At 39.4% G+C, this 11583-nt stretch carries 12 protein-coding genes; 1 reads left to right on the top strand and 11 read right to left on the bottom strand.

Going from position 1 to position 11583, the window contains the following annotated elements:
* Nucleotides 1-2: 2 nt before the first annotated feature.
* The 10 genes from V7D18_RS08870 to V7D18_RS08825 form a co-directional block, all read right to left on the bottom strand.
* On the bottom strand, nucleotides 3-407 hold the full coding sequence (locus V7D18_RS08870) for an iron chaperone (protein WP_426153485.1): 405 nt from the start codon (nucleotides 405-407) through the stop codon (nucleotides 3-5).
* A gap of 38 nt (nucleotides 408-445) precedes the next feature.
* Nucleotides 446-1339 carry an EamA family transporter gene (locus V7D18_RS08865; RefSeq protein WP_426153483.1) on the bottom strand — a complete coding sequence of 298 codons (894 nt, stop codon included), beginning with the start codon at nucleotides 1337-1339 and terminating at the stop codon, nucleotides 446-448.
* 22 nt (nucleotides 1340-1361) lie between these two features.
* On the bottom strand, nucleotides 1362-2132 hold the full coding sequence (gene ygiD / locus V7D18_RS08860) for a 4,5-DOPA dioxygenase extradiol (RefSeq protein WP_426153481.1): 771 nt from the start codon (nucleotides 2130-2132) through the stop codon (nucleotides 1362-1364).
* 354 nt (nucleotides 2133-2486) lie between these two features.
* Nucleotides 2487-2960, bottom strand: coding sequence for a DUF1203 domain-containing protein (locus tag V7D18_RS08855; protein ID WP_426153479.1), 474 nt, complete (start codon nucleotides 2958-2960; stop codon nucleotides 2487-2489).
* A gap of 18 nt (nucleotides 2961-2978) precedes the next feature.
* Complete coding sequence (locus V7D18_RS08850) at nucleotides 2979-3542, bottom strand: bifunctional transcriptional activator/DNA repair enzyme AdaA (RefSeq protein WP_426153477.1); 564 nt, start codon at nucleotides 3540-3542, stop codon at nucleotides 2979-2981.
* 111 nt (nucleotides 3543-3653) lie between these two features.
* Nucleotides 3654-4130, bottom strand: a complete 477-nt coding sequence (locus V7D18_RS08845; RefSeq protein WP_426153475.1) for a methylated-DNA--[protein]-cysteine S-methyltransferase — start codon at nucleotides 4128-4130, stop codon at nucleotides 3654-3656.
* Nucleotides 4131-4392: 262 nt separating this feature from the next.
* Nucleotides 4393-5808 (bottom strand): 6-phospho-beta-glucosidase, encoded by a 1416-nt coding sequence (locus tag V7D18_RS08840; protein WP_426153473.1) that lies wholly within the window; start codon nucleotides 5806-5808, stop codon nucleotides 4393-4395.
* Between the two features lie 12 nt (nucleotides 5809-5820).
* Entirely contained in the window at nucleotides 5821-7683 is a 1863-nt protein-coding gene (locus tag V7D18_RS08835) for a beta-glucoside-specific PTS transporter subunit IIABC (protein ID WP_426153471.1), read from the bottom strand.
* Nucleotides 7684-7705: 22 nt separating this feature from the next.
* The gene (locus tag V7D18_RS08830) at nucleotides 7706-8257 is read right to left on the bottom strand and encodes a DJ-1 family glyoxalase III (protein WP_426153469.1); all 552 of its coding nucleotides are present in this window, start codon (nucleotides 8255-8257) and stop codon (nucleotides 7706-7708) included.
* Entirely contained in the window at nucleotides 8254-8826 is a 573-nt protein-coding gene (locus V7D18_RS08825) for a DJ-1 family glyoxalase III (RefSeq protein WP_426153467.1), read from the bottom strand. The genes V7D18_RS08830 and V7D18_RS08825 overlap by 4 nt, the downstream gene beginning before the upstream one ends.
* 175 nt (nucleotides 8827-9001) lie before the next feature.
* Here V7D18_RS08825 and V7D18_RS08820 point away from each other — a divergent pair, with 175 nt between their 5' ends.
* Nucleotides 9002-9970: a LysR family transcriptional regulator gene (locus V7D18_RS08820; RefSeq protein ID WP_426153465.1), complete on the top strand. Its 969-nt coding sequence runs from the start codon at nucleotides 9002-9004 to the stop codon at nucleotides 9968-9970.
* A 57-nt stretch (nucleotides 9971-10027) separates the two neighbouring features.
* Here the strand turns inward: V7D18_RS08820 and V7D18_RS08815 are convergent, their stop codons facing one another.
* On the bottom strand, nucleotides 10028-11413 hold the full coding sequence (locus tag V7D18_RS08815; protein ID WP_426153463.1) for an MmgE/PrpD family protein: 1386 nt from the start codon (nucleotides 11411-11413) through the stop codon (nucleotides 10028-10030).
* Nucleotides 11414-11583: the final 170 nt, after the last annotated feature.

Genomic DNA, 11583 nt, shown 5'->3' with positions numbered 1-11583 from the left:
GATTAACACTCCGTTTCATAACACCATTTCGCAATTTCTGCGATCAATTCCAGCGGAAGCTGTCTGTCATAAGGAAGCTGTATCGCACCTTTACTTGTTTTATACTCCGTCAGCCGTCCTGCAAAATGGACCATTGCATTCTCACCGGGATACACTCCTATATGTTTCTTAAATGCGGCAAAATGAATGAGATTATGTCCGCTCCAGTAAGTTGGCATCTTCCACGATATACGTTCCTCTGAACCCGGCAATGCAGTCCGGATCGTATTACGAACCTGGTTTAAAAGCAGCTGAACTTCCTCTGACTGAGCTTTAATATAGGCATCGATTGTATCCGGCACCTCGCTGCAAAAATGATTTTGATCCTGATTTTTAAATTCCCGTCCACATTTTGGGCATTGCCACATATTAGATGTACCTTGTCCTTTCCCGGATTACCCGGTTCTTAACCCTCCATACCAAGTATCACAATACCGATCGCTGCTATGGCAATGACAACATACTGTTTCCACGACAGCTTTTCCTTCAATATAATTCTTGCCCAGACAAGGGAAAAAATGCAGTAAGACGAAATTAATGGAGCCGCAACAATTGCATTATTCCCCAATGCGTAAATATAAGCAAATTGTCCTGCTGTTTCAAACACACCTGCCAGTACCTTTGGTTTTTCTGCGGACAGTCTGATTTTCTGTTTTTTTACAATTACCACATAAATAAAGGCAAAAACCGCCATCAGCAAAAATGTAAATTCGTATGCAATATTTGCGGATTCCTCTCCAATATACCGGTCAAGAACCAGCGCATCTGCAAAAGTACCAAGTCCGTCAATGATACAATAAAAAATCGGGAAGAAAATAGCAATAAAGCTGTGAGTATATTTCCTGTCCGGAACCATGCCGGACTGCATACGTTCTGCATCCTCCTGTCTCTTTTCAAAAACAGAAAGAAGGAAAATACCCATACATACCAGTGCCACTGCAAAAAACTGTAACCCGCTCATTGTCTCCTTCAGAATAAAGAAACACAAAAGAGCGGCAACTGCGCCTGACGAATTACAGATGGGGGTGGAAATGGATAGAACTACATACCGCAGCCCGATATAACCAAGTATCATAGCCAGAATATAGAGAAATGAAACCGGCAAATATGTAAGGATATCTGAAAGTTGAAACTCAGCTCCTCTGCAAAGTTCAATCACTGCGTGAATTCCCATGACAGTACCAACTGCCATAACCATTTTCCAATGGCTGTATTTATCATCCGGCTTTGAACCTATCTTTGAAAAGAGGTCAGAACCACTCCAAAATAATATTGCTGTCAGCGAAAGTATAAACCACATCGTATTTCTCCTGTCTTTACCATTATGCAAATAAATAGCTTGTCATGGATAAGGAACCCAGCATGCAGCTATTGTTATATACCGTTATTTTATCCTCTTCATCGGCTGCTCCGAGTAAATATAAGATGGGATTAAAATGGTCCGGCGCAGGTACCGCTGATTTTGCTGCTTCTCCCTGGCTCATATAGTGAATGACTTTCTCATAATTTCTATTTTCAATATTATCTTTAACAAAATCATCGAACTGATATGCCCAGTCAAATCCCTGGTCTTCCATCCCCCAGTCAATCATTCTTAAGTTGTGTACAATATTTCCGGTACCAAATAAAAGAACGCCCTGATTTCTTAAAGATTTCAACTCCCTGCCTATCTGGTAATGAACCTGCGGAGGCGCAAAAGCATCGATACTGATCTGAAAAACAGGGATATCCCGTTCGGGGTACATATGAGTCAGAACAGACCATGTACCGTGGTCAATCCCCCAGGTATTATCATATACGCTTTGTCTGCTGATTAAATCTTTCACATTGCCTGCCAGCCTGGGATTGCCAGGGATATTATATGAAATCTTATATAATTCTTCGGGAAAACCGTACATATCATAAACTGTCCTTGGATTTTCCTCATTCATGATCCTTGTACCTTCCGTATACCAATGAGCCGAGATTGATATGATTGATTCAGGTCTGGGGATTTTCTTCGCCATTTCCCTCCAGCCCCTGGTATAGCGGTTATCTTCTATTGCGTTCATCGGTGAACCATGGCCTGCAAATATCATGGGCATTTTAGACATATCGTTAACTCCTTTCCTTTTATATGTATTAGTTAATATCTGATTATCATTCCCATATTAATTAATATCCAGTAATTTCTGTATGTTTTTACCGCATACGAGTTCAATTTCATCATTATTCATTCCAGCTTCACGCATCTGATTGATTGCCAGATTTATATTATCTGTACCATAGGGAGCATCCCGCATGCATGGGCATGTCCATCTATAATTTTCATATTTTTCCTGTTCTCTAACGCCAATCTATTAGAATTTCCATATCCTGTTTTATGTTTTAATATATCCAGTCCTATCCATATAGTCAAGCATTTTTTCGTTCGTTCCTTTCATCGGATCAGATACGGTTTTTGGAAATCAGCGTACCCTCTCTACCAAACAGCTATAACAACCTGGTACAGCATTATGAATATGGATATACTCTATTTTTTCGTTACTAAAAAAATCAATTATGCAGCTTTTTATGTCAATACCATCAATCAACTTGCATTTCAACATCATCCCACTTTTATCATAACCTCTAATTGAGAGCTTCCTTTGCAGCACCTGATCTGGAATAGCATTAACTGCGATTTTTGCTGTCTCTGCATTCTTCCGCACAAAAATAGCTCCATTCCCTTGATATGGCGAATTGGCGACGTGATGATTATAGTTAAGAAGATAAACTGTCTCACCAACTTTTGCATCCTCTAAGCTGACACGGCAAGGATATCCGGGACTAGTATCCGCGACAATTTTTACGACCCCTTTATTTTCCAATTCTTCATCAGACAAATCATTTAAATATTGAAACTCACTTTTTTCCAACCCTCGTATTCTAAAATCATACATAACTGATTCTCCTTTCATTTATCGATGTTTATTACGGTATTCTTTTGGCGAAACACCTGTCACCTTCCTAAACTGTGCATAAAATGTGGAAAGGCTATCGAAACCGCTTTGCAGGGAAATTTGCAGAATACTATTTTGTGTATGGACTAGCAGATCTTTTGCACTGTCAATTCGTAGCTGGTTTAAATACTCCGATGGCGTTTTCTGATATTGCTCCTGAAACAGCTGTATCATACGGTTTCTGCTCAGACCGAGTCCCGCAAGTTCTTCTTTCAAACGGCTGCGATCCGCAAAAAAATACTGGTCACAGACTGCCTTGATCTTATCAGCGGAGTCCTTTAGCGGCTGAAATACCAGCAGATCCGGGCGGCAGCGCTTGCAGGGACGCAGTCCACTCTCTGCAGCCTGCTCTGCTGTGTCAAAAAAGAGGACATTTTCCCGCTTTGGACTTTTTGACCTGCAGGAGGGTCGGCAGAAAATCCCTGTTGTTTTCACACCATAAAAAAATCTGCCGTCAAAAGCGGGATTACAGGTCTGCGAAGCCTGCCACTTTTCGTCATCCGTTAAATTCACTTCGGACATTTTATTACCTCCTTCGTTTCCATTGGCATCCCAAGTCTTACCATGGCTTCACCAAGTACAGAATCTGCTGCGCTAAGATGTGTTATTTCTTTCAATCCATAATTAAAAGACTTATACGTGACAGGTGACATGACTTTTTTCCAATTCTAACAGTTTTTTCTTTAATTCCAGACCACCAGCATATCCCACTAATTTACCATCTGAACCGAGTATACGGTGACAGGGTGTTAAAATAAGAATCGGGTTTTTGCTATTGGCCATACCTACGGCGCGGGAAGCTTCCGGCCGGCCGATCATCTCCGCAACTTGTTTGTAACTGTGGGTTTCTCCATATGGGATACTGTGCAAAGATTCCCAAACCAATTTCTGGAACTCTGTACCTTTGACTGCAAGCTTTAAGTCAAAGGTTTTACGGATTCCTGACAGATATTCTAAAAGCTGCTTTTCTGCTTCTTTTAACAATGGCGTTGTCTGTTTATTGCCGCTGTACTGTTTGCCCTTAGCAAAGAAAACCTCCGTGACAGCTTCATCCTGTTCTGATATTACAACCGGGCCAAGGATTGTCTGAAAAATAGCTGTGTTTTTCATGTAATAAACCTCCTCTGTTCTTATAATTCAGTTTACTCTGTTTTTTTCAGCATATCATCCGATTTTGCACCATGTAATTTTGAGGTATTCCTTTTTCCGTTTTTTCATATTAAAGAAGAAATAGTATAAGAAAAATATAACATACATATTGAAACCTTTCAATTTTCGATTATGAAGGTTTAAAAAAAGGCATTATGACGTCAATACACCACCTGATACTGACTTCATAATACCTTATCATATTATTTAGTTTCTACCTTTTCTAAATTAATTCACCATTTGACCTGATGCACTCCCTGTACCAGTAAAATGAATCTTTTTTATATCGATCTAATGTTCCATTCCCCTCATCATCCTTATCTACATAGATAAAGCCGTATCTCTTTTTGATTTCACCGGTGCCGGCACTGATTAAATCTATACACCCCCACGGGGTATAACCCATTACTTCTACTCCATCCTCAAAAACAGCCTTTTTCATCTCTTCTACATGCCGTTTTAAATATTCAATGCGGTAGTAATCGTGGATGCTACCATCTGCTTCAAGCGAATCCACAGCTCCTAACCCGTTTTCTACAATAAACAAGGGAATTTGATATTTGTCATATAACCAGTTTAGGGTAATTCGAAGCCCTGCAGGATCAATCTGCCATCCCCAGTCACTGCCTTTTAGCAGAGGATTTTTATATCCGCTAATCTCATTTCCTTCACTTTTATCCTGATTAGAAGGATCAGCCATTACGACAGAGCTGGAATAGTAGCTAAATCCAATATAATCAACAACACCTTTTTTAAGTGTGACTGCATCCTCTGGCAAAGTCTCAATGACTAATTGATTGTTCTCTAAAAATTTGTAATGAGAACGAGGATATGCTCCCCTCACATGTACATCCAAAAACATATAAGCCTGCTGAAGCTTTTTTACATGTGCCATAACATCCGAGGGATCACAGGTTGCAGCATAAGAGGTTGGATGGAGAAACATTCCGCCAATCATGAAATCCGGATTAATTTCTTTTCCAAGCTTTACCGCCTTTGCACTTGCTACAAGCATATAATGAGCAGCCTGGTATTCGGTCTGAAGCTTATTTTCTCCCTCCAAAAGCTTAATTCCACCGGGTTTCCAAGGCTTTCTGATAATCATATTAATCTCATTAAAGGTGAGCCAATATTTAACTTTATCTTTGTATCTGATAAACAGAGCTTTGCAGTAATTCATATAAAAATCAATTAATTTACGATTTCTCCAACCGCCATACTCTGTGACTAAATAATATGGCATCTCAAAATGAGAGATTGTTACGATGGGCTGAATTCCATACTGCAGACAGGTATCAAACATGGAATCATAAAACAGAAGTCCTTCTTCATTCGGTTCTTCCTCATCTCCATTTGGAAAGATTCTTGTCCAGGCAATACTTGTGCGAAAGCATTTAAATCCCATCTCGTGTAATAAAGCGATATCTTCTTTATATCTGGAATAAAAGTCGCTTGCTTCATGATTGGGATAAAATAATCCTTCAATAATCCCATCCGTAATCTGTCTTTCCACTCCATGAGATCCGGCTGTCAGGACATCACTGACACTGATCCCTTTGCCTCCCTTATTCCATCCGCCCTCAATCTGGTTTGCTGCAACTGCACCCCCCCATAAGAAATCATCTGGTAATCTGCTCATGCCTTCCTCTTTCTAAATTTCAATATTAATCAGCGGCTGTTCCTTATTCACTGCTGTGTTGATCTGAATTGGCTCAACCCGCTTAAAATCAGCTGTGTTGGATATAATGACCGGGACAATTGTATCAAATCCTGCTGCCTTGATTTCCTCCTGATCAAAACGGATCAGTAAATCGCCCTGCTTTACTTTCTGGTCTTGCTTTACATATGCAGTGAAATATTTACCCTCTAACTTAACAGTATCCAGTCCGATGTGTATTAACAGTTCGATTCCCTCTGCCGATCGTAAACCAATTGCATGATTTGTGTGAAACAATGATACAACAGTTCCGTCAAAAGGCGCATAAACGTTTCCATCCGCTGATTCAATGGCAGCTCCGTTGCCCAGTATTTTTTGCGCGAACATTGGATCGTTTACTTCAGATAAATCTCTTACAACTCCCTTTAGCGGAGAATTTACAGTAACATTTTTTAAAATTCCGGAGGCTGCATGAACTTCTAATTTCTTTCCGTCTTCCAGAAGTTCTTCTTCCTCAATTCCAAAGAACAGTACTCCGATAAAGGCCAAAGCAATACTGATACCCACTCCAATCAAAATATGAATATAGCTCTTGGCAATATACGTTGGAAGTGCCAGTAATCCCGGTAAAATCAATGCAGTCGCACCACCGCCCCAGAAGTTAATATAAGCAGCTCCAACACCGCCGGCAACCATAGCGCATATAAACGGTTTTTTATACTTCAGATTGTATCCGAATATAGACGGTTCCGTGATACCAAATAATGCTGTAACACCGCTGGTTAATGCACCTGATTTGTTAGTTTTATTCTTTAGCAGAAAGAATACGGCAAGACAGGCCCCTGCCTGAGCTAAGTTTCCGGTTAAATTTGCAGGTGATATTACAGAATAACCGTACTGCGCAATGAGCTGGCTATTAATCGGCGTGATTGCATAATGCATTCCAAAGATAATTAATACCGGTCTAAACGTTCCAAAAAGGAATGCTCCTAAGACACCGTTCGCAGTATATAAATAAGTTACAACTTTTGCCACTGTGACACCAATATAGGTTCCAATCGGACCAATGGCTATTAATTCAAGCGGAACCATTATAAACAGCACCAGCATGGGTACAAACAGTACTTTAAACATATCAGGAATCAATTTATCTATGTACCTGTATACATAGCTCATCACCCATACAGATATGATAATCGGAATAATTGTAGTTTTATAGTTCACAAGCAGTACAGGCAGACCAAAAAAACTTAAACTTCTGACTCCCGTTTCTGCCACTGCCGCAGCTCCGTTCATAATTGTGGGATACATATATGCCCCTGCCAGAGCCACTGCTAAAAACTCGCTGGTTTTAAATTTCTTTGCTGCGCTGACTGCAAGAAAAAACGGAAAGAAATAAAAGATTAAGTCGCTGATTAAGTTAAATATCTGATAAGTTCCGCTTGTTGATGCAATCAGATTGGTGGCTTTCATAATAGCAAGAAGGGACTTTATCATACCGCAGCCGATCAAAACCGGAATAACAGGTCCGAATACACCAGATATCGTTTCAACCACCCTTGATACAGGATTTTTCCTGATCGCTGTACTCTTAATCTCAATATCACTCTGATTCAAATCAATCATTCCGCTGACAGCATCAAACACTCCTTTTACTTTTGCTCCGATAATGATTTGCAGCTGTCCGCTTTTGATCTGTGATTTTAATACTCCCTCCAGCTGATCAAGCGCTTTTAAATTAACAGATGATTCGTCTTTTACATTAAGCCTCAGTCTTGTGGCGCAATGAGTTATATACGTAATATTGTCTTTACCCACAATTTCTAATATCTGTTTTGCTAACTCCCCATTATTCATAATTCTTCTCCCTTAATATTAGTTATTTTCCACCTGCAAAATTGTAAAGCATTCTTTCCCGTAAAACGGTCGTATCCTTTCCAAACATTTCTGCGATCTTATAGGCAAACGGATATGGCGTCGCAGGTCCCTGGCTGGTAACAATATTCTGATCTGCAACAACAACTTCATTGATAAAAATGCCCCCGATCAATTTTTCTTCATACCCGGTATATCCTGTCACTTTTTTCCCCTCGATTACGTTTGCATCAGATAATACTACGGTACCGGAACACATCGCTCCGATATATTTGTTGCTATTATTGAAATACTGCACCATTTTTATAACTTCCGGATTTTCTTTCAGATTCTGCCCGCCGGGACGACCGCCAGGTAAAACAATCATGTCATATTCTTTGACTGTTTCACCAAATGCTATATCACCCTCCACGTACATACCATGCATTCCTTTTACCAGCTTATCTCCAAAATAGATCATATCGCAGACAAGTCCGGCTCTTCTTAGAATATCCACAATTGTTAATGTTTCGCCTTCTTCAAATCCTTCTGCCATAAATACTGCTATTTTATTCATGATTTTTCCTCCTGTATTGCATGAAATGAGTTAAAATAAACCATGCGATTCTTTACAGTGAGACTGTCGCCTCCCAGTACGTCTACAAGCTTATAAGCAAAAGCATAAGCGGTTGCAGGACCACGGCTGGTTATAAGATTTCCATCAACCACCACGATATCCTCTTTAAAAATCCCAGTTGTTTTTATCTTCTCATCATAGCCTGTATATGCGGTGAACTCTTTTCCTTCCAAAACACCTGCTTTTGCCAATGCTATGGGAGCCGCGCACATGGCGCAGACAAACTTTCCGGCATGATTCATTTTTTCAATAATATTAATGACTCTGTCATCATCTCTTAAATTTACGGCTCCTGGCAATCCTCCTGGCAGTACCACCATATCGTAATCCAGGACATCTTCACTAATCATCGCATCAGCTCTGACAACAATATCATGACAGCCTTTCACTTTTTCTCCTGCCGTACTAATCATGGAGCACTCTATGCCGGCTCTTCTGATAATGTCGACAATTGTTAATGCTTCACTTTCTTCAAATCCTTCCGCTAAAATAACAGCGACTCTGCTCATTTTATTACCTCCTGTCTTTCAATACCAGTTATCGGTCTTTCATTGTTAAGCTTAGTTTAGCATGATCATATGCAACCGAAAAGCACATATTTTTTTTATGTCTGTAAATTTTAGTTGCATTAAATGTACGTCCTGTGCTAAACTGACATCACTATAGGAGAATAGGGGTGAAATCATGTTAAGCAATTACAATTATTTTCTTGTTTTATCAGAAGAACTGAATATAACCAGTGCTGCAAAACGCCTTTTTATTTCCCATCAGTGTTTGAGTAAATATATCAAGAGTCTGGAAGAGAAATATGGCATTACTTTTTTTGAACGAAAACCAAAATTTACATTAACTCCTGCCGGTAAGATTATGCTGGAAACTTTGCGGAGAATTGAACTGGAAGAACAAAATTTAGAAAATCAACTCATAGATATCAAAGAATCAAAATCCGGCACCATTAATTTTGGTATTACCGAAGGCAGGTACTCCATCCTGGTTCCCAAATTGCTAAAAGAATTTCATGACCTTTATCCAAAGGTGGAATTAAATATTTTTCGTGAAACCTCACCAAAAATGCAGGAAATGGTCCTGGATAATTCCCTTGATCTGTTCTTGTCCGGTACAAGCAATATAACAACAGTTGATCTAAAATATCAGGTGCTTCTGAATGAGCAGATGTATGTTGTTATATCAGACAATCTTTTAAAGAAATATTTTCCTAAAAACTACACGGAATATAAAAACAGGTTCAAAAAAGGAGTGGATCTGCGTCTGCTCCAGGAAATACCATTTGTCTTAAACAAAAGGAACTTCAACTCCCGTATACTATTAGACCGTCATCTGGCCGAACTTGGGATATCGCTAAATTGCATCAGTGAATTGACTCAGCCAGATATACATTATCTATTATGTGCAGAAGATTATGCTGCATGCTTTTGCTTAACTATGTATCTTTCAGGAATCAATCAGTTAAACGAATCCAGCTCTTCGGATTCTTACTTAAACGTGTTTCCTATTGCAAACTTTACGGCTGAAAATCCACTTGCACTGATTTATCATAAAAATAAAAAATTTCCGTCTTATATGGAAGATTTTAAAAAAATTATAAAAAAATACTGCATTCCATATTCTCCCGGCACCAAAGAGAATTTATAAAAATCTCTTCCTTGTAAAAAAGCATTGGAGTGAATGTTGGATTCACTCCAATGCTTTTTACAACCGGAATAAGGCACTGATATCTGAAACTTTTTCCAGATTTCTCAAAAGTCCGTATTTTTCATTCTTAGTTTTTTCACCTGGAGTTCCGGCAACTAATTGATCAAATTTTACCTTCAGCATATCCCAGCCAAACGGTGTTTCTACATCTCCCAGAGGAACCGGAACCCATTCTTGGTATAAACTGCCACTGTAAGTCTCCAAAATCACTTTAGCAGCACAAAAATGTGTTGGATTCTTATCTAAATACTCCTCAACTTCGTCATCCTTAGTAACCGTGATTCTTTTAACCAGGCTCTGTATTTCGTCATCATTGAAACTGTTAACTATTAACGTTTCAGAATCCATGCGACCATATTTTAAAGCCACTGCTGAAGTAAATTGAGCACTTGCCTGCGCTCCAACTGCTGTCTGGGGGAAAGGATTGGAGAGACGATGTACAAAAGATGAGGTTCTGATATCAATTGTTTTAACAAGTTCTGGAGTCAGAGCATAACTTTCTCTTAATTCTAATATGGCATCAAGCACTGCATGCAGACCTCTCTGGCATGCATGGCGTTTAAAATAAATATCAGTAATCTTAAAATCTTTGCCAAGGTTACTCAACACGTAATCCGTCTCGCAATGACCGCTTACTCCCTTAAAAGCCTGAAAAAATCCATATTTCCCTTCAAGCGCTGCGTCGGGACCGGTAAATCCACAGGATGCAAGTCTCACAGCTCTTATACCAGTTAGTGCTGCCCAGCCGCCGCACATGATCTTACCAGAAGTTCCGTCATTCTGATATTCTATCAGACCTCCTGTAAACAAAGATGCAATTCCCATCGCATTCTTTGTTTTTTCAGCATCAGCACCAATAATCTTAGATATTAACGCCGCCGCTGCGACCGCTCCACATACACCGGTCGCATCGAATCCTCTTTCTCTATACATGTATGGATTGACAGCCTCACCTAAACGGGCGTAGATATCGTAAGCTGCCACAACCGAAGTTATCATCTCTTTCCCATCTTTCTGATATTGCTGAGCCATTGTAAGCAATAATGGCACCAGGCCTGAACCAGGATGTCCCATTGCATGTCTGTATCCATCATCCAGATCCGCACACCTTGCCATCATTGTATGCGCAAAAACAGCAGTCTCACAATCCGTAAAAATCTCCTCTTCTCCTATAAAACAGGCTGATTTTTCCTTTTTCATGCCAAAATCAGATAATTCTGCGTATTTAAGTATTTTTTCACTTGTTTCACAATAACGGCCAAAAAGCAAATTTCCATAGGAATCTAATATCACCTGCTTTCCTGCTTCGACCGCTGTTTCAGACAGATCTCCATATGATAGATTTACCACATAATCTGCTAATCCATAAATCAAATAATTCATAATCTCTATCCTTCATCTTGTTTTTTTAAATAAATTTCGCCATCTAATAATAGTCTCAAAAATAAGAATTGATTATAGATATCTTAACAGATCAGCCCTCAATTCCGAAGCATATGTTATTTACAACTATGTAACTATTACTTGCAAACAGCAGGGATTCTAATGCGAAA

This window comes from Lacrimispora sp. 38-1 (assembly GCF_049890855.1).
Taxonomy (GTDB): domain Bacteria; phylum Bacillota; class Clostridia; order Lachnospirales; family Lachnospiraceae; genus Lacrimispora.
The sequence above is the reverse complement of the archived record's forward strand: the minus strand, read 5'-3'. Positions and strand labels throughout refer to the sequence as shown.

Bases quoted from the DNA above. Each gene is read 5' to 3' on its own strand.
- V7D18_RS08870 (WP_426153485.1), bottom strand. From the start codon at position 407: ATGTGGCAATGCCCAAAATGTGGACGGGAATTTAAAAATCAGGATCAA.
- V7D18_RS08865 (WP_426153483.1), bottom strand. From the start codon at position 1,339: ATGTGGTTTATACTTTCGCTGACAGCAATATTATTTTGGAGTGGTTCT.
- ygiD (WP_426153481.1), bottom strand. From the start codon at position 2,132: ATGTCTAAAATGCCCATGATATTTGCAGGCCATGGTTCACCGATGAAC.
- V7D18_RS08855 (WP_426153479.1), bottom strand. From the start codon at position 2,960: ATGTATGATTTTAGAATACGAGGGTTGGAAAAAAGTGAGTTTCAATAT.
- V7D18_RS08850 (WP_426153477.1), bottom strand. From the start codon at position 3,542: ATGTCCGAAGTGAATTTAACGGATGACGAAAAGTGGCAGGCTTCGCAG.
- V7D18_RS08845 (WP_426153475.1), bottom strand. From the start codon at position 4,130: ATGAAAAACACAGCTATTTTTCAGACAATCCTTGGCCCGGTTGTAATA.
- V7D18_RS08840 (WP_426153473.1), bottom strand. From the start codon at position 5,808: ATGAGCAGATTACCAGATGATTTCTTATGGGGGGGTGCAGTTGCAGCA.
- V7D18_RS08835 (WP_426153471.1), bottom strand. From the start codon at position 7,683: ATGAATAATGGGGAGTTAGCAAAACAGATATTAGAAATTGTGGGTAAA.
- V7D18_RS08830 (WP_426153469.1), bottom strand. From the start codon at position 8,257: ATGAATAAAATAGCAGTATTTATGGCAGAAGGATTTGAAGAAGGCGAA.
- V7D18_RS08825 (WP_426153467.1), bottom strand. From the start codon at position 8,826: ATGAGCAGAGTCGCTGTTATTTTAGCGGAAGGATTTGAAGAAAGTGAA.
- V7D18_RS08820 (WP_426153465.1), top strand. From the start codon at position 9,002: ATGTTAAGCAATTACAATTATTTTCTTGTTTTATCAGAAGAACTGAAT.
- V7D18_RS08815 (WP_426153463.1), bottom strand. From the start codon at position 11,413: ATGAATTATTTGATTTATGGATTAGCAGATTATGTGGTAAATCTATCA.